This window comes from Leyella stercorea (genome assembly GCF_019052365.1).
GTDB lineage: Bacteria > Bacteroidota > Bacteroidia > Bacteroidales > Bacteroidaceae > Prevotella.
Window position 1 is genome coordinate 16340 of the sequence record NZ_JAHQUY010000020.1, and the last position, 18140, is coordinate 34479.

General features: G+C 53.5%; 13 protein-coding genes. 5 read left to right on the forward strand and 8 right to left on the reverse strand.

Features of this window, described 5'->3' with window-relative positions; all coding sequences use genetic code 11:
• Positions 1-72: 72 nt before the first annotated feature.
• Entirely contained in the window at positions 73-1251 is a 1179-nt protein-coding gene (locus KTQ90_RS05415) for an FprA family A-type flavoprotein (protein WP_217317504.1), read from the reverse strand.
• Between the two features lie 67 nt (positions 1252-1318).
• On the reverse strand, positions 1319-2233 hold the full coding sequence (locus KTQ90_RS05420; RefSeq protein WP_217317505.1) for an endonuclease/exonuclease/phosphatase family protein: 915 nt from the start codon (positions 2231-2233) through the stop codon (positions 1319-1321).
• 113 nt (positions 2234-2346) lie between these two features.
• Here KTQ90_RS05420 and KTQ90_RS05425 point away from each other — a divergent pair, with 113 nt between their 5' ends.
• Positions 2347-3747, forward strand: coding sequence for a DUF2851 family protein (locus KTQ90_RS05425; protein ID WP_217317506.1), 1401 nt, complete (start codon positions 2347-2349; stop codon positions 3745-3747).
• Between the two features lie 175 nt (positions 3748-3922).
• On the forward strand, positions 3923-4453 hold the full coding sequence (locus KTQ90_RS05430) for an LOG family protein (protein WP_217317507.1): 531 nt from the start codon (positions 3923-3925) through the stop codon (positions 4451-4453).
• A gap of 547 nt (positions 4454-5000) precedes the next feature.
• On the opposite strand, the gene KTQ90_RS05435 is transcribed toward KTQ90_RS05430, so the two are convergent.
• Genes KTQ90_RS05435 through KTQ90_RS05455 form a run of 5 tightly spaced genes read right to left on the reverse strand, consistent with a single transcriptional unit; the run spans position 5001 to position 11929 of the window.
• On the reverse strand, positions 5001-7118 hold the full coding sequence (locus tag KTQ90_RS05435) for a S46 family peptidase (RefSeq protein ID WP_217317508.1): 2118 nt from the start codon (positions 7116-7118) through the stop codon (positions 5001-5003).
• A gap of 38 nt (positions 7119-7156) precedes the next feature.
• A complete protein-coding gene (locus KTQ90_RS05440; protein WP_217317509.1) occupies positions 7157-8152 on the reverse strand; it encodes a BsuBI/PstI family type II restriction endonuclease in 996 nt (331 codons plus the stop codon).
• The gene (locus KTQ90_RS05445; protein ID WP_217317510.1) at positions 8149-9168 is read right to left on the reverse strand and encodes a DNA cytosine methyltransferase; all 1020 of its coding nucleotides are present in this window, start codon (positions 9166-9168) and stop codon (positions 8149-8151) included. Before KTQ90_RS05445 ends, KTQ90_RS05440 begins: the two co-directional genes overlap by 4 nt.
• 26 nt (positions 9169-9194) lie before the next feature.
• Entirely contained in the window at positions 9195-10682 is a 1488-nt protein-coding gene (locus tag KTQ90_RS05450; protein WP_217317511.1) for a lipopolysaccharide biosynthesis protein, read from the reverse strand.
• A 17-nt stretch (positions 10683-10699) separates the two neighbouring features.
• Complete coding sequence (locus KTQ90_RS05455; RefSeq protein ID WP_217317512.1) at positions 10700-11929, reverse strand: nucleoside recognition domain-containing protein; 1230 nt, start codon at positions 11927-11929, stop codon at positions 10700-10702.
• A gap of 178 nt (positions 11930-12107) precedes the next feature.
• On the opposite strand from KTQ90_RS05455, the gene coaD reads away from it, so the two are divergent.
• Positions 12108-12560 carry a pantetheine-phosphate adenylyltransferase gene (gene coaD / locus KTQ90_RS05460; RefSeq protein WP_217317513.1) on the forward strand — a complete coding sequence of 151 codons (453 nt, stop codon included), beginning with the start codon at positions 12108-12110 and terminating at the stop codon, positions 12558-12560.
• A 168-nt stretch (positions 12561-12728) separates the two neighbouring features.
• Complete coding sequence (gene ybeY / locus KTQ90_RS05465; protein ID WP_007898564.1) at positions 12729-13151, forward strand: rRNA maturation RNase YbeY; 423 nt, start codon at positions 12729-12731, stop codon at positions 13149-13151.
• Between the two features lie 394 nt (positions 13152-13545).
• On the opposite strand, the gene KTQ90_RS05470 is transcribed toward ybeY, so the two are convergent.
• A complete protein-coding gene (locus tag KTQ90_RS05470) occupies positions 13546-14823 on the reverse strand; it encodes a M16 family metallopeptidase (RefSeq protein ID WP_217317520.1) in 1278 nt (425 codons plus the stop codon).
• Positions 14824-14932: 109 nt separating this feature from the next.
• On the opposite strand from KTQ90_RS05470, the gene KTQ90_RS05475 reads away from it, so the two are divergent.
• Complete coding sequence (locus KTQ90_RS05475) at positions 14933-18103, forward strand: glycoside hydrolase family 2 TIM barrel-domain containing protein (protein ID WP_217317514.1); 3171 nt, start codon at positions 14933-14935, stop codon at positions 18101-18103.
• Positions 18104-18140: the final 37 nt, after the last annotated feature.

Sequence of the window (18140 nt, forward strand, 5' to 3'; positions counted from 1 at the left end):
AAATAAACGCCCGTGTTTTTGCACGGGCGTTTATTGGTTTATATACGTATGTATTTATTGCATTACACCTTCTTACTTCAGTCGCTCAGCCATTGCCTTGCCGAGCGCCTCGCAAGCCGCTTCGGTCTCTGCGCTGAGGCTCTGCTTTATCTCAGCCGGTGTGCCTACAAGCTCGAACTTCATGCGTGTTTCGTTCCACTCCGTAATCTTCTTCACAGCCTGACCAGCCCATGTATAAGAGCCGAAGATGCCGAGGAGGTGGTCTTTGATGCCGCGCTCAGCGAGTTCGTTGAGCAGCATCTCCATTTCGGGATAGAGTCCGTTGTTGTATGTGGGCGCACCAAGGATGAGTCCGCGATACTTGAAGATGTCGCTGAGGATGAACGAGTGGTTCTCGCGCGACACGTCGTGGATGACGATGTTCTTCACGCCGGCACGGCTTGCTGCGCTGGCTATCTTCTCGGCAGCGCGCTCCGTGTTGCCGTACATCGAGCCGTAGCATACCACGAGTCCCGGCTCTGTAGCGTAGCGGCTCATGCGGTCGTACTCGCCGATGACGCGTGCGATGTGCTCATGCCATATTGGTCCGTGCGTCGGGCAGATATAGTCGATCTGCACGCCGGCGAGCTTCTTCAGCGCCTGCTGCACGGGCACGCCGTACTTGCCCACGATGTTCGAGTAGTAGCGCTGCATCTCGTTCCAATAAACGTCGCAGTTCATCTCGCTGTCTACGTATGCGCCGTTCAGTGCGCCGAAGCATCCGAAGGCGTCGCCCGAGAAGAGCACGTGCTCTGTGACATCGAGCGTAACCATCGTTTCAGGCCAGTGAACCATAGGTATCATGGTGAACGCCAGCTGGTGTGTGCCGAGCGAGAGCGTGTCGCCGTTCTTCACTTCTACAATCTCGTCTTCCTCGTTGCCCACGTTGTAGTAACCGCGCATCATGTCGAACGTCTTCTTGTTGCCCACGATCTTTGCGTCGGGATAATACTTCTTGATGAGTGCGAGCGAGCCGCTGTGGTCGGGCTCCATGTGGTTGACGATGATGTAGTCGATAGGACGGTCGCCGATGACGCGGCGCACGTTGTCTATGAACTGCGAGAAGAAGTCTACTTCTACTGTGTCTACGAGCGCTACCTTCTCGTCGTCGATGATATAGGCGTTGTAGCTTACGCCGAACGGCAAGGGCCAGAGACCCTCAAAAAGTGTTTTGTGGCGGTCGTTGACGCCTACTGGATGAATGTTGGTCATGTTATGATATGGTGTTATGGTGAGGTGGTGAGATATGCACTAATGTCAACATCTCAACACAACAACATCATTTCTTATAATTGATTCTTACAAACACTGGATAGTGATCGCTTGGTGTGCGGAGAGTCATCTTGCGGAACTCCAGCTCGCTGGGCGCCTGGTTACTGTTCTGAGCGTCGGTCTGAGCGTCGTCGGTCCAGTACATGTTGGTGAGCATGCCGTAGCGGTCGACGTTGAACTCGGGCGAAACGAATACATGGTCGATGCGCGACTGTGTCTTCATGTACGGCTTGTAGTCGTTGAACGTGCCGTTCTCGGCGAAGCGCAGACGAGCGTGCGTGTACGAGTCGTTGAGTATGCCCGACGATGTGAAGATGCGGTATATCTCGTCGTTCTGGTCGACGTTGAAGTCGCCGGTGAGCACCACGGGGGCGCCCTTTGCTATCTCTCCAATCTTCTTCACAACGAGCTTTGCAGCCTCCCGGCGCGCCACTACGCCCACATGGTCCATGTGCAGATTGAAGTAGTAGAAGCGGAAACCGGTCTCTGCCTGCTCAAACTCGCCCCACGAGCAGATGCGTATGCACGCAGCGTCCCAGCCCAGCTTCGGCTTGTCGGGCGTTTCGTTCAGCCAGAAGTTGCCCTTGTTGAGCAGCTTCACGCGGTCTTTCTTATAGAATATGGCGGCATATTCGCCCTTTGTCTTGCCGTTGTCGCGGCCCACGCCGATATAGTCGTAGCCGTCGAGTGCGCCGAGCAGGTCGCCGAGCTGCGCATGCAGCACTTCCTGCGCGCCGAAGATGTCGGGACTCTCGAAGTTCACCTGGTCGCAGATTACCTTGCAGCGTGTCTTCCACACGTTGCCGTTGCGGTCGTCGTCCGAATTATGGTAGCGTATGTTGTATGATCCCACGAAGAGCGACTGTGCGCTCATTGCCATTGCGAAGCAGAGCGCAGCGGCTGATAGTAGATAGCGTTTCATTTCTTTATGTAGTTAATTGATTCTGTTTACAAAATTACTGATTTTTTGAATATAAAAACCACTTTCAATGTGAAAAAAAACGTAACTTTGAGGTCGTTAAAATCCGAATGTCTATGGAAAAGCTACTGCACTATATATGGAAGCATCGTATTCTGCCGCTCGCCGAACTGCAAACTACCGACGGACGCAGCGTGGAGGTGATAGACCCCGGACTGCATAACATGCACGCCGGACCCGACTTCTTCAACGCTAAGGTGCGCATCGACGGCGTGATGTGGGTGGGCAATGTGGAGATTCACGAGCGCTCTGCCGACTGGTTTCTGCATGGTCACGACACCGACGCGGCGTACAACAACGTGGTCTTGCACGTGGCGGCGGTAGTGGATGCCGATGTCGTGACGGAACGTGGCGACCACCTGCCGCAGGTGCAGCTCGAGGTGCCGCAGCACGTGCTCGCCAACTACCGCCGCCTGCTTGCCTTCGACCGCTATCCGCCGTGCCGCGACGCCGTGCTGCCGCTCGACTCGATAAAGAAGCGCACGTGGCTGAGCGCGCTGCTTGCCGAGCGGCTCAACGATAAGACGGAGGCTATACGCCGCCGCGTGGCGCTGTTCGAAGGCTCATGGGAGGCGGCGTTCTTCGCCACGATGGCGCGCAGCTTCGGCTTCGGCGTAAACAGTGAGGCGTTCGGACAGTGGGCTGAGCGTCTGCCACTGATGCAGATTGCACACCACCGCGACGACCCGTTTCAGGTGGAGGCGATGTTCATGGGCATGGCTGGTCTGCTCGACGAGACGCAGATGACGCCGCAGACGCGCGAGGCGGCTGAGGGCGACGCCTACTTCCTCAGTCTGAAGCGCGAGTTCGGCTATCTCTCGCGCAAGTTCGGACTCGAGCCGATGTCGCGTCAGGCATGGCGCTTCCTGCGTCTGCGCCCGCAGAACTTTCCTTACATACGCATGTCGCAGCTGGCTCAGCTCTACTGCTCGCGCCGTGCGGCGCTTGCCGATATAACGGCGTGCGAGAATGTGAAGAAGCTGCACGCCGTGCTGCAAACCGGCGTGGGCGAATACTGGCGCACTCACTACACCTTCGGCAAGGAGAGTCGCGCTAACGACAAGCGTCTCTCTGCCTCGTCCATAAACCTGCTCATCATCAACGCCGCCGTGCCGCTGCTGCACGCCTGGGGCTGCTACCGCGACGACGAGCGACTGGTGCAGCGCGCGCTCGACTGGCTCGAAGAGCTACCCGCCGAGGACAACACGTATATACGCTTATGGAAGGAGTGCGGCGTGGAGGCGAGCAACGCCGCCGACACGCAGGCGCTCATACAACTGCAGCACCGCTACTGCGAGCGGAAAGACTGCCTGCGCTGCCGATTCGGATACTATAGTCTAAAGAGAGGTAGCCCCTCCCAAAGCCCCTCCCAAAGCCCCTCCCAAAGCAACAGCGAGAGCCCCTCCCAAAGCAACAGCGAGAGCCCCTCCCAACCCTCCCCATCGGGGAGGGCTTAGTTAGCAGTTCTTCCTCGGCTTAGTCAGCAATGGCTTAGAAAGGCCTAAAAAGGCTTAGGAAAGCTTAGTTAGTAGTCAGCAATGGCTTAGAAAGGCCTAAGAAGGCTTAGAAAGGCTTAGTTAGTAGTCAGCAATGGCTTAGAAAGGCTTAGTTAATAATAAAAAAATAATAGCAATGAACATTTGTATTTTCTGCTCCGCCAACTCGAATCTTCCCACCGAATACTTCGACCGCACGCGCGAGCTGGGCGCCTGGATGGGTGCCAACGGGCATACGCTGGTGTTCGGCGGATGCAACCTCGGAATGATGGAGTGCGTGGCTGAGGCTGTGCACAACGCAAAGGGAATGACCGTAGGCGTCGTACCGTCGATTGTCGAGAAAGGTGGCAAGGTGTCTGAGCATGTCGACGTGAAGATTCTCTGCGACAACCTCTCCGACCGCAAGGATCTAATGATTCAGCGCAGCGACGTGATAATAGCGCTGCCTGGCGGAGTGGGCACGCTCGACGAGATATTCACCGTGCTTGCCGCTGCCTCCATCGGCTACCACAACAAGCGCGTCATTCTCTACAACATCGGCGGCTTTTGGAACTCGCTCATCGCCATGCTCGACGACCTTAAGGCGCACGGAGTGCTGCGTGCGGGCTTCGACGACACGCTGAAGGTGGCGCAGTCGCTCGATGAAATCGCCGGTTTTATCGGATAAGGCACAGCTCCTGCCCGATGAAATCGCTGATTTTGTTCGATGAAATCGCTGCTTTTATCATCCTACAGCCTCAACGAAAGTCATCGTTCTCCGTACGCCGTCCGATCGGGCGGCGAACGCAATCCAATCGGGTGGCGAACGCAATCTGATCAGACGGCGGACGCAATCCGATCGGGCGGCGTTCGGAACCCACCGCTAAAGATTAATATTTTAACAACGGACTCCGTAGTTTCTTCTCTACGCACCCTAAACTTCTGTGGGTTCCGTGCGTTCCGTGGGAGAACAATACGCACTCTAAACTTCTGGATTCCGTGCGTTCTGTGGGAGTTTCCTCAAGGTTAGTGCACTTCTTGCTACGTTGGTGCACTTGGGGACAAGTGCACCCCCTTGAAGCAACCTAACTTCTGTGGATTCCGTGCGTTCTGTGGGCACTTCTTTTTCCCACGGAATTCACAAAATTCACAGAATCTCTTGCTATGGGTATTTCCTATAAAAATAGGCTACGACACAGAACAGTCGTAGCCTATTTTCATTATGTAACAAATTCTTACTTCACGCCAATCTCCTTGAGCAGACGCTCTGCGTTGCCCCACTTGTCCATGAGGAAGAGCATGTAGCGGATGTCGACGCCGATGCAGCGAGCCAGGCGCTTGTCGAACCAGATGTCGCTTGAGAGCGAATCCCAGTTGCCGTCGAACGCCAGACCGATGAGATTGCCGTTGCCGTCGAACATCGGCGATCCGGAGTTGCCGCCGGTGATATCGTTGTTGGTGAGGAAGCAGAGCTGCATCTTACCCGTTGTCTTGTCGGTGTACTTGCCGAAATCGGGCGAAGAGAGAAGCTGCTTCATCACTGGCTCAGCCTGGTAGTCGATGATGCCCTTCTCGCCAGCCTCCATCTTGCGCACGATAGACGAAGCATCGGTGTAGTAGCCCGACGGCTCGCCGCCAAGCAGATAGCCGCCTACCTGACCGTACGACAGACGCATCGTGAAGTTGGCGTCAGAGTAGTGAGGCAGTTCCTGCTCGTAGCGCACCTTGGCGTCGCAGAGGTAGCGCTCCTGCTCCTCGATAGCCTCGCGCACGTCGTTTATCACGCCCCTGCACTTGTCGTACACAGCCTTCAGAGCCTTTGCATACTGGTAGCCGGGGTCTTTTGCGAGCGCCTTCTCAGAGAGCTTTATCTTCTTGCCGCTCTTCATCAGAACGGATGTAGACCACAGCCACTCTACATACTTGCGTGTGTCGCCGCCGAACTGCTTCTCGATGGTCTTGTAGAACTCGGGCAGGTCTTCCTTAGCCACATACTGACGGAAGTTGTCGATGAGCGCAGCCTGCACGTCCTTGTCGAGAGCCGCGTCCCACTCCTCGCTGTTGTCGGGGAAGCTGTATGTGGTCTTAGCCTTCTTGCTACCCTTCTCGGGCATCATGCCGATAAGCGTGAGAGCACGTGTGTTGAACTCGCCGGTGCGTGCGAATGTCTCGCGCCATACGGTGCTGAGCTTGTCGGCGTCGAAGCGTGTGGCGTAGAGGTTCTTCATCTTTTCGAAGTCGAGCTTGCCCTTCAGGTAGCCGGTCCACTTCTGATACTCCTGGATGCGGTCCTCGAAGTCGGCCTTCTGACGGATGATGCCAACGGAGTCGATACACTTGTTCATACCGAGCGAGTTCTTCCAGTAGTTGGAACTCTGCGCGTACTTAGAGTCGTACTTGATGCGCACAGCCTCGTCGGCGCGCATGTGACGTATCATCACCTCCTGCTTCACACCGCGTATCTGGGCGCGCGGAGCGTTCTCGGCGTCGCGCATCTCGCGTATGCCGTAGCTTGAGAGATAGCGCTCTGTAGAGCCCGGATAGCCGATAGTCATGGCGAAGTCGCCCTCCTTGTATCCGTCCATCGACACCTTAGCCCAGTGCTTCGGCTTGTAAGGCACGTTGTCCTTCGAATAGGCAGCAGGTCCGTTGGTCTTAGGGTCGGCGTAGATGCGGAACACCGAGTAGTCGCAGGTCTGGCGCGGCCACATCCAGTTGTCGGTCTCGCCGCCGAACTTGCCCATCGACTTCGGGATAGTAAACACAAGGCGCAGGTCGCGGAAGGTGCGGTATGTCGTAGCGTAATACTTGTTGCCCTCGTAGAACGGCTTAATCTCAAGGTCGAGCGACGGGTCCTGCTCGTGCAGCTCCTTAATCATCTGGTTCTCCACCTCGTTGAGCAACTTCTCGCGTTGCTCGTTGTTCATCTCGTTGAAGCCGCGCTGGGCGAGCATCTCTGTGATGTCCTTCTGGTCGACCATGAAGCTCACGAACATATCCTTGTTAGGCAGCTCCTCCTCGAAGGTCTTCGCATAGAAGCCGTTGAGCATGTAGTCGTGCTCCACGGTAGAGTGCGAACGGATAGCCTCGAAGCCACAGTGGTGGTTGGTGAAGACGAGTCCGTCGGGCGACACTACGACGCCAGAGCAGTAACCCGAGAAGTTGACAACGGCGTTCTTGATGGCGTCCTCGCTCTTGTAGAGCTGGTCGTAAGAAGGAGTGAAGCCATAGCTCTTCATCTGCTCGTAAACCGCCTGCGGCAGGTTGTAGAGCGTCCACATGCCTTCGTCGGCATGAGCGGCAGCCGATGAGAGCGCAAGGGCTGCAGCGAGGAACAGATTCTTTTTCTTCATTTTATTAATTTTATATGGTTAGTTTGTCAATAAAATCATCATTTATGTATATCTAAAAAATTATAGCCATTGAAATGCACAAGATGTTCTGGCGATTCTGCAATCCACACTTCCGTTTCCCATGCTATATCTTTAGCCTTTTGCTTGAAAGCATTTTTGGTCTCAAAGGCCGTAAAGAAGACAACGTCTGCTGTACAACCAGACTCTTTGAGCTTACGTTTTACTTTTCGCACTCTTATTTCGTTCCATTCTCCAGTGGAGTGATAGGCTTCAATAAGGTACAACAAGTTTTTCCCATGGCTATATGCCACGACATCAGGCAGTTCGTCATGTTCCAAGACGAAAAAGTTTATCTCTTTCAATGCTTTTTCATCCAAATGCAGGAACTTATCTGTTGTATCACCTACATAAAGTACTTCTGCACCAAAACCGAACAATGGTAAGAAAGTCTCTATTATCTCTTTTTGCAAATCATTATGTGCGCCATAAGACAGACTTATCCGTTTGCCTCCGGGAAGAGTTACCGGAACTTTCATCAGATTACGTCTACATTCTAACTCTTCCTTAAGTGATTTCGCTTCTTTCAGATACCCAGAAAGTCGCATATCCCATTCTTCAGAACCATAACTATACAACAACTCCACAAAAGATTTGCTTAAAGCATATCCACGCGAAGGGTTGTTAGTAGCCAGATTCTCTTTGGATGAAGAATTGATGACGATTCCTGCTTCAATCAGCAATTTTAAATCCTTCCTTCTTATATCGTCATAAGATCCTGGAGAAATGTGTTCTCCATAATTTTCATTCTCAAATGATATTATATCTCGTGTTCTTACAAAACCATCATTCTCTTCAGAAAGAGCTTCAGCGAAACTTTTCTTTATTTTTCCTACCGCAAGACAGGCTTTAGCCATGCGCTCCACCTTTCTATCGGTACCATCAACAGGTATACCTATTTTCTGGAAGACATCCAAAAGATTGTATACCAACGACCTTACTTTTGCAGATGTCTTAGCTTGAACTTTTATCTTCATATCGCAAACAAACTATTAGGAATATTTCTTTGTAAAATATATTCTTCTGATTTTTGTTCCAAATAATAAGTATTCTTTACCTGCTGAGCAATCTTATATGCCAGCAATGGCGGTACCGCATTTCCTATTTGATAGAATTGCTTGGTCTCTGTGCCAGAGAACTCAAACCAATCAGGGAATGTCTGAAGACGCGCTGCTTCACGGTACGTAAGACGTCTCCGTCTTCCGTCCGCAAGACGCACCCTCTGCATATCGCTCGTTGCCCCTGCAAGATTTCTGCAAGTAATGGTTCTCGCAGGCCTGTCTGGATATAAATCACGAGGATTTACACAATGCGACTTCTTCTCGTATACTGCTATGTATTCGTCTTGTCGCGAAGTAAGTATCTTACTTTCGGGTTCAGGACTTAACATTGTGTCTCCTATCGCTTCAGCAACAGTTCGCTTCTCACGCTCTATTGCAGGAAAATGGAATGATGCGCGGTGTCCGACACATATAAGTCTTTCGCGCCTTTGAGGAACACCATAATCAACGGCATTCAACACTTTGTATTCCACGATATAACCCAAATTCTGAAGTTCCTGAACTATCAAGTCCAGATACCATTTATGTCTCCCTAAGATATTGGCGACATTCTCAAAAAGAAACACTTTAGGTTGTAGACGACGAACAGCATCTATAAATATAGGAAAGCCGTCACGTGCATCTTCCATGCCTTTTTGATTACCAAATCTGCTGAACGGTTGACAGGGAGGTCCCCCTATTATTATATCTATATTTTCTTCTTCCGGATAATTAAAACCTACTTCAAGAAACTGGTTATAGCATTTTCCTTTAAGATTTCTGTTATACGTATCAACAGCCTCGTCAACCATTTCGAAACCGATAGTTCTAAAACCTACAGCCTCAAATCCAAGCGACAAACCTCCACAACCAGCAAACAAGTCCAATACCACCGCAGGTTCTTGAACTTTTGGTTTCAATAATCCATCTATGTATTGACTATATTCTGTCATCTATAATTCTTTGTTCAATTTTTATTTCACTTGAAATACTTGCCCACGACGGGCAGACTCTTCAGCGACAGGTCGTGATAGACGATGTGACCGATGAACGCCACGACGAGTGCGGTGTTCACAGCGAGCGCAGCCCACTCGGGCAGGTTGTCGTTGGCAAGATTCATGAGGAAGTAGAACAGCGCCGTGATAGCCACGTACACGCCTATCGACTTCAGCGGATAGTTGATGGGATACTTGCGCTGACCGACGAGATAAGACAGCACCATCGCCGTGCCGTAGCCCGCTACGCCGCCCCATGCGCAAGCCATATAGCTGTACTTGGGCACGAAGAGCACGTTCACCACTACCAGCACCAAGCAGCCCGCAGCAGAGAACCACGCACCGTATATGGTCTTGTCGATGAGCTTGTACCAGAACGAGAGGTTGAAGTAGACGCCCATCATTATCTCGGCAGCCATCACGATAGGCACGACGCGCAGACCAGGCCAGTAGCTCTCGTTAGGGATGATGAAGCGCAGGATGTCGATGTAGGCGATAACGACGAGGAACGCAAGCAGCGTGAAGATGATGAAGAACTTCATGGCCTTGGCGTACGTCTCGCGGTTGTCCTTGTCTTTCGACTTGCCGAAAACGAACGGCTCGTAGGCGTAGCGGAACGCCTGCGTAATCATCGCCATGATCATCGCAATCTTCGTAGCCGCACCGTAAATGCCGAGCTGCGTCTTCTCGTCGGCTCCGTCGTAGAGATACGGGAAGATAATCTTGTCGAGTGTCTGGTTGAGGATGCCGGCTATGCCCAACACTAACAGAGGCATGGCGTAGCGCAGCATACGGCGCCACAACTGCACGTCGAAGCGCCAGCGGAAACCCGTCAGCTCGCGCCAGAAGCAGAGCAGGACGACGGCTGTACAAATGAGGTTGATGTAGAACACCATGCCCACGTCGAGCGTGAACTGCGCGTCGTACAAGCCGAACGGGTTCAGCTTCAGCGCCGGCAGCACGATGAGGTAGAGCAAGTTGAGCACGATGTTCAGCACGATGTTCACCAACTGCAACGCCGCGAACTTAATGGCCTTCTTCTTGTAGCGCAGATAGGCGAACGGTATGCACTTGAACGCGTCGATAGCCACGCAGACGAACATCACTGCCACCCAACTCTGATGGTCGGGGTACTTCATGAACGTAGCTATCTGTGGCAGAAAACTGAACACGAGCGCCACGAAAAGCGCCGCCGTCGCTCCGACGGAGATAAGCACCGTAGAGTAAACGGTCTGCGGGTTCTCCTCCGTCTTGTTCACGTAGCGGAAGAAGGTTGTCTCCATACCGTACGTAAGGATGACAAGCAGCAGCGCCGTGTAGGCGTAGATGTTCGTAACGACACCATATTGTCCGCCGCTCGCGACGAACGCTGTGGTCTGGATGGGCACCAGCAGATAGTTGATGAAACGGCCCGCAATGCTGCTCAAGCCGTAAATGGCGGTGTCCTTTGCTAAACTCTTTAAATTAGCCATACTTTACTTTTTTACTTTTAAAAGAACATGTAGCATATTGCGATTGCCGCAATTACGCCAGCGAGGTCGGCAAGCAAGCCGCAGGCTACGGCGTGGCGTGTGTAGCGTACGCCGACGCTGCCGAAGTAGACGGCGAGGATGTAGAAGGTGGTGTCGGTGGAGCCCTGGAAGATGCATGAGAGGCGACCCACGAACGAGTCGGCACCGTATGTAGTCATGGCGTCGACCATCATGCCGCGCGCTCCGCTACCCGATAGCGGCTTCATGAAAGCCGTGGGCAGCGCGCCAACGAAGTCGGTGTTGCAGCCAAGAGCCTCAACCACCCACTTCACGCCGCCAATGAGCATATCCATAGCACCCGAAGCACGGAACACACCGATGCCAACAAGTATCGCCACGAGATAAGGAATAATGCGCACAGCCGTAGAGAAACCGTCCTTTGCGCCCTCGATGAACGCATCGTACACGTTCACCTTCTTGCGCATGCCAGCCAGGATGAACACCACGATGATAAGCATCAGCAGAATGTTAGCCACCGACGTGCTCACGACGTTCATCTGCGCCTTGTCCATAGCCGAGAAGCCCCAGATGATGGCGGCAACGGCGAGCGACAAGCCGCCCAGCGTGAGCAGCATAGTGCGGTTGAGCAGGTTGATACGCTGATAGATTGACGTAACGATGATGCCGGCGACGGTAGAACAGAACGTAGCGAGCAGAATGGGCACGAAGATGTCCGTAGGCTGCGCTGCGCCGAGCTGCGCACGATACACCATGATGCTCACCGGTATGAGCGTCAGACCCGACGTGTTGAGCACGAGGAACATTATCATCGGGTTCGTCGCCGTGTCCTTCTTCGGGTTCAGCTCCTGCAGCTGCTCCATAGCCTTCAGTCCGAGTGGCGTTGCGGCATTGTCGAGTCCGAGCATGTTGGCAGCCACGTTCATAAAGATGCTGCCCGTGACGGGATGCCCCTTCGGTATGTCTGGAAACAGTCGGGAGAACACGGGCGAAAGCACACGTGCCAGCACGTTCACCACCCCACCCTTCTCGCCTATCTTCATTATGCCGAGCCACAGCGAGAGCACGCCGGTGAGTCCGAGCGAAATCTCGAACGCCGTGCGCGAGGTGTCGAACGTAGAGTTCATGATTGCGGGGAACACTTCCGTATCGCCCATGAACACAAGCCGCACAAGGGCTATGCAGAAGGCGATGAGGAAGAACGCAATCCAGATATAGTTGAGTACCATTCTATATTATGTATTAGCTTTTATTCTTATTTATATATTAGTTCAATATGCAAAATTACATTATTATATCGAAATACGGCAGAAACGAAACTCTATTTATTTTACAAAATCTGAGAAAACGTGTGTGGCTATGTGAAATAAAAGTTGTACATTTGCAGATATTAGTAAACGGAAAGCTATGGAAAGAATCGGAATATTCGTCGGATCGTTCGACCCGTTCACCATCGGTCACGACTCTATCGTGCGCCGCGCCTTGCCACTCTTCGACCGCCTCGTCATCGGCGTGGGCGTGAACGAAAAGAAGCGCTACATGCTCACGGCGGAGCAGCGCGTAGAGGCTATCAGAGGGCTGTATGCCGGCGAGGAGAAGATAAGCGTGGAGCAGTACAGCGACCTGACGGTCGACTTCGCGCAGCGCCACGGAGCGCAGTTCATCGTGAAGGGTGTGCGCTCGGTGAAGGACTTCGAGTTCGAACGCGAGCAGGCTGACATCAACCGCCGACTCACGGGCATAGAGACCGTGGTGTTCTACGCCCTGCCTGGCATGGACAGCGTGTCGTCGTCGGTGGTCAGAGAACTGAAGAACTTCGGAAGGGACGTGGACTCTTTTCTTCCGAAAAGAATCGGATAGGATGGTGAGGTGGTGAGATGGTGAGATATGATGGTGATGTGGTGAGATGTTGACATTAGTGTATATCTCACAACAACACATCTCAACACCACACCATCTCAACATCTCACCACAACAACACCACAACACCTCAACATAACAACATAACAACATAACAACATCAAGAATATGATTACATACAACGTAGACGGCGTGAAGATGCCGAAGATAAAGAAGCGCGAGACGACAGCATGGATACGTGCCGTCGCCGCTACATACGGCTATAAGGTAGGCGAAGTGGGCTACATGTTCGTTGACGACGAGAAGATTCTCGAGGTGAACAACGAATATTTAGGTCACGACTACTATACAGACGTGATAACGTTCGACTACGACGAGCCGGGCATCGTGAGCGGCGACATCGTAATCTCGCTCGACACCGTGCGCACCAATGCCGAGAAGTTCGGCAAGCAGTACGACGACGAGCTGCACCGCGTGATAATTCACGGCATACTGCATCTCTGCGGCATCAACGACAAGGGACCGGGAGAGCGCGAGATAATGGAGGACGCAGAGAACAAGGCACTTGCCATGCTGCAGAACCTCTGCTGAGATATTCTCCCACAGATGCGCACAGATTATAAGGGTGCGTAGAAATCAACAACGGATTAAGCTGATTAAACGGATTTTCTTCATTGCAGAGAAATCCTATTAATCGGCTTAATCCGTTTTTGCTTTTAACGTAGCGGTTGGTGCACTTCTCTCAGGGGGTGCAGCAGTCTCTGCTGCACCAATCAAGTAAATGACGCTATCTATTCTGTGGGTGTACTTATTGCTCGGTGGGTGTACTTCTCCCAGGGGGTGCAGCAGTCTCTGCTGCACCAACCAAGTAAATGACACTATCTATTCTGTGGATACACTTATTGCTCGGTGGGTGTACTTATTGCTCGGTTGGTGCACTTGAGACAAGTGCACCCCCTGAAATCGCCACAACTTAGAATTGCGCCTACTTGATTACGAGCATCGTGAGGCGTTCCTCGGCAAAGAGATCCTGCGCCACACGCTGCAGGTCGGCAGCCGTGAGCGCGTCGATGCGCTCGCAGAGTGCCGTCACATCCTTCTTCCAACCATAGTGCAGATAGCTCTTGGCGAAGTCGAGTGCGAACGACTCGCGCGAGTCGCAGGCGATGCCTATCTGTCCGCGTATCTGCCGTTTGGCAGCACGCAGCTGCGCGTCGCTCAGCGGACGCTGCATCACCTTGTCCAGCTCGCGACGTATGAGTCGTAGGCAGCGCTTCACGTTCTTCGGGTCGCAACCGAAGTAGACCGCCCAAAGACCCGTGTCACTATAGCTCTGCGCCATGCTCTCAACGGTGTAGACGAGAGCGTTGCGCTCGCGCAGCGACACGTTCAGGCGTGCCGTCATGCCAGGTCCGCCGAGGATATTGTTGAGCAGATAAAGCGCAATGCGGCGTTCGTCGTGAACGTCGTAGGCGCGAGTGCCAAGCATCACATGAGCAAGGTGTGTGTCCATGTGGTGCTCTATGTGCTGCGCCACGTAGGGCGGAAGAACAGCAGTGGCGGTATCATTGCCGCCGCCACATCCTGCCGACTCGTCACACAACGCTTGCTGCTGCGGCGGCAAGGATACCGCCGCTACGTTAGTGTTAGCCCGCTCAAGCAGTCGCACGAGCTTGTGGAAGTCGACGTCGCCGTAAGCAAAGAACACGCTGTTCTCGGGTCGATAGTAGCGTCGCGTGAAGCGCAGCGCGTCAGCCGTTGTGTAACGGCGCAGCTTCTCTGCCGTGCCCAGTATGTTATGCCCCAGCGGATGTCCGCTGAAAACGGCGTTCTCGAAGAGGTCGTACACGAGTTCGGCGGGCGAGTCGTTGTAGCTCTCTATCTCGTCTACGATCACCTCTACCTCCTTGTCTATCTCCGCCTGCGGATAGGTGCTGTGAAAGACGATGTCGGTGAGCAGGTCGACAGCGCGGTCAATGTTCTCCTTCAGTACGGCGGCGTGATACACCGTCTCCTCCTTGTTGGTGAAGGCGTTGAGGTCGCCGCCCACGCTCTCCAGGTGGCCCAGTATCTGCATCGAGCTGCGGCGCTCCGTGCCCTTGAAAGTGATATGCTCGCAGAAGTGCGCCATTCCCTCCTCGCGTCCGAGCTCCTCGTCGCGTGTGCCGGCGCCTACAGCGTAGCCGCAATATACCACGGGTTGGGCGGACGGAAGGTGGATTATGCGCAATCCGTTAGCAAGAGTATGTGTATTATAGTTCATCTTCATTGATTTTAACATACAAAATTACAATTTTTGGTAAATTCCGCCAAATTTGTAGTAACTTTGTTGTCAGAACTTTAAACCGCAGAAAACAAACAACAAAATAATTATGAAACATCTGCTATTAACACTGGCTGTGGCAGGCTTGGCTCCGTGCCTCGTCAACGCAGCCGAACCGAAAGAAAGAGTAGCCGAACCGACATTCACGGAATGGCACGACCTCTCGGTTAACAACGTCAACAGATTCGCTACACGCACATCTTTCTTCGCTTACGAGAACCGCGAGGCTGCGCTGAAGGGCAACCGCGACAAATCGAGCAACTTCCTTTCTATCGAAGGCGACTGGCGTTTCCAGTGGGTGGAGAACGCCGACCAGCGTCCTACCGACTTCTTCCGCACCGACTATAACGACGCTGCGTGGAAAAACATGCGCGTGCCGGGCATCTGGGAGCTGAACGGCTTCGGCGACCCCGAATACGTGAACATAGGATTCGCATGGCGCGGACACTTCAAGGACAATCCGCCGATGGTGCCGACAAAGGACAACCACGTAGGCTCTTACCGCCGCACAATACGCATCCCCGACTCATGGAACGGACGCCAGGTGATAGCTCACTTCGGATCGGTTACGTCGAACATGTATCTCTGGGTGAACGGCCATTTCGTGGGCTACGGCGAGGACTCGAAGTCGGCAATGGAGTTCGACATCACTCCTTTCCTCAAGAAGGGCGACAACCTCATCGCTTTCCAGACATTCCGCTGGTGCGACGGCTCTTACAGCGAGGACCAGGACTTCTGGCGCCTCTCGGGTGTGGCTCGCGACTGCTTCCTCTACTCGCGCTCGCAGACCGCTCACATCGACGACGTGCGCGTGACGCCAGACCTCGACGCCGAATACAAGAACGGATCGCTCGCCGTTGCGCTCAAGGCTAAGGGCAACGCCAAATTCATCATCGACCTCATCGCTCCGAACGGCGACGTTGTGAGCCGCAAGATAATCAACTCTTCGAAGGTGAAGAAGCAGAAGGGACACGACGTGGCTTTGGTGAACGCTACCGTGAAGTTCGACGTGGAGAACCCACTGAAGTGGACCGCAGAGACTCCTAATCTGTATAAGGTGGTTGTCACCGTGCAGCAGCAGAACAAGGACGTAGAGTCGGTTCCGGTGCGCACTGGTTTCCGCAAGGTGGAGATAAAGAACAAGCAGCTGCTCGTGAACGGACAGCCGATTTTCATCAAGGGCGCTAACCGCCACGAGATAGACCCCGACGGCGGATATGTCATCTCACGCGAACGCATGGTTGAGGACGTGAAGCTGATGAAGCAGTTCAACGTGAACGCCGTGCGCACATGCCACTACCCCGACGACCCGTACTTCTACGAGCTTTGCGACGAATATGGTATATATGTATGCGCTGAGACCAACCAGGAGAGTCACGGATTCTTCTACGATAGCGACGCTATCACAACAACCGACCTCTTCGCCAAGCAGATAATGGAGCGCAACATGCACAATGTGCACAACCAGTTCAACCATCCGTCGGTAATCTACTGGTCGATGGGCAACGAGACTGCCGACTCGAAGAACTTCGCTGCCGTGAAGAAATGGATTAACGAGTTCGACCCGTCGCGTCCGGTTCACTACGAGCGCGCTATCCTCGGACCTAACACCGATTTCTACGCCGAGATGTACATCACGCCTGAGGCTGCAGAGCGCTACGCTAAGGACCCTGCAAGCACCAAACCGATGATTCATTGCGAGTACGCTCACGCTATGGGCAACTCTTGCGGCGTAATGCAGGACTACTGGGACCTCATACGCAAGTATCCTATCTATCAGGGTGGCTTCATCTGGGACTTCGTAGACCAGGGTCTGCGCGGCAAGGACGCTAAGGGCAACATGATATACAACTACGGCGGCGACTTCAACTCTTACGACCCGTCTGACAACAACTTCAACTGCAACGGATTCATCTCGCCCGACCGCAAGCCGAATCCTGAGGCTTACGAGGTGGGCTACTGGTATCAGAACATCTGGGTGAAACCGGCTGATCTTGCTCAGAAGAAGTTCAACGTGTTCAACGAAAACTTCTTCCGTCCGCTCGACAACGTGTCGCTCTCTTGGGCTATCGTGGCTGACGGCATCGAGCGTCAGAACGGCACAATCGCCGACCTCGCCGAGATAAAGGCGCAGAGCTCTGCCGACTTCGTGCTGCCGTACAATATCGACAAACTCAAGGAGGCAAAGGACGTGATGCTGAACGTAGAGTTCCGTCTGAAGAACGACGAGGGCTTGCAGAAGGCTGGCGACATCGTGGCTTATCAGCAGTTCGCATTGCGCGAAGCTAAGGGCACAGACCTCGCTCTGACGGAGAACGAGCAGAAGGCGCTGAAGGCTGTGAAGCTCACCGACAAGAAGAAGGAACCGCTGCTCACGCTGCAGGCACAGAACTTCACGCTCGCTTTCGACCATGCTACGGGCTTCATCACACGCTACGAGGTGGGCGGCAACTCGCTCCTCGGCGAGGGCGGTTCGCTCAAGCCTAACTTCTGGCGTGCCGTAACCGACAACGACATGGGCGCACAGTCGCAGAAAAACTTCGCTGCTTGGCGCACTCCGAAGATGAAACTTCGCTCGCTCACAGTTGATAAAAAACTGAAGACTGTAGTAGCTGTGTATAACATGCCTGCTGTGAAGTCTACACTCACACTCACATACCAGGTAGAGGCTAACGGCACACTCGTAGTCACTCAGGATCTGAAGACCACTCCGGGCGCAAAGGTGTCGGAGATGCTCCGCTTCGGTATGGTGATGAACCTGCCTTACGACATGGACCAGGTGCAGTGGAACGGACGCGGACCGGTAGAGAACTACTCCGACCGCAAGATTTCGCAGAATGTTGGCATCTACCACTCTACTGCCGACGACCTCTTCTACCCGTACGTACGTCCGCAGGAGACCGGAACGATGAGCGACCTGCGCTGGTGGAACCAGACCAACAAGAACGGCGTGGGCTTCCGCGTAGAGAGCGACAAGCTCTTCTCGGCTTCTGCCCTCCACTACGACCTGCTCACTCTCGATGAGGGCAAAGAGAAGAAACAGCGCCACTCACAGTCGGTAGAGAAGTCGAAATATACCAACCTCTTCATCGACCTCGTACAGTCGGGTGTCGGCGGTGTTGACAGCTGGGGTGGCGACGGACGCGCCCGCAAGGGTCACCGCGTAGAGTATAAGGACTATACTTTCAGCTTCCGAATCGCGCCGAAAACGCTGTATTAAGATATAGATAACAACGGATTAACCCGATTAAACGGAT

What these genes read in the sequence shown, in the direction of transcription:
- KTQ90_RS05415 (WP_217317504.1), bottom strand. Translation starts at nt 1,251, where the DNA reads ATGACCAACATTCATCCAGTAGGCGTCAACGACCGCCACAAAACACTT.
- KTQ90_RS05420 (WP_217317505.1), bottom strand. Translation starts at nt 2,233, where the DNA reads ATGAAACGCTATCTACTATCAGCCGCTGCGCTCTGCTTCGCAATGGCA.
- KTQ90_RS05425 (WP_217317506.1), top strand. Translation starts at nt 2,347, where the DNA reads ATGGAAAAGCTACTGCACTATATATGGAAGCATCGTATTCTGCCGCTC.
- KTQ90_RS05430 (WP_217317507.1), top strand. Translation starts at nt 3,923, where the DNA reads ATGAACATTTGTATTTTCTGCTCCGCCAACTCGAATCTTCCCACCGAA.
- KTQ90_RS05435 (WP_217317508.1), bottom strand. Translation starts at nt 7,118, where the DNA reads ATGAAGAAAAAGAATCTGTTCCTCGCTGCAGCCCTTGCGCTCTCATCG.
- KTQ90_RS05440 (WP_217317509.1), bottom strand. Translation starts at nt 8,152, where the DNA reads ATGAAGATAAAAGTTCAAGCTAAGACATCTGCAAAAGTAAGGTCGTTG.
- KTQ90_RS05445 (WP_217317510.1), bottom strand. Translation starts at nt 9,168, where the DNA reads ATGACAGAATATAGTCAATACATAGATGGATTATTGAAACCAAAAGTT.
- KTQ90_RS05450 (WP_217317511.1), bottom strand. Translation starts at nt 10,682, where the DNA reads ATGGCTAATTTAAAGAGTTTAGCAAAGGACACCGCCATTTACGGCTTG.
- KTQ90_RS05455 (WP_217317512.1), bottom strand. Translation starts at nt 11,929, where the DNA reads ATGGTACTCAACTATATCTGGATTGCGTTCTTCCTCATCGCCTTCTGC.
- coaD (WP_217317513.1), top strand. Translation starts at nt 12,108, where the DNA reads ATGGAAAGAATCGGAATATTCGTCGGATCGTTCGACCCGTTCACCATC.
- ybeY (WP_007898564.1), top strand. Translation starts at nt 12,729, where the DNA reads ATGATTACATACAACGTAGACGGCGTGAAGATGCCGAAGATAAAGAAG.
- KTQ90_RS05470 (WP_217317520.1), bottom strand. Translation starts at nt 14,823, where the DNA reads ATGAACTATAATACACATACTCTTGCTAACGGATTGCGCATAATCCAC.
- KTQ90_RS05475 (WP_217317514.1), top strand. Translation starts at nt 14,933, where the DNA reads ATGAAACATCTGCTATTAACACTGGCTGTGGCAGGCTTGGCTCCGTGC.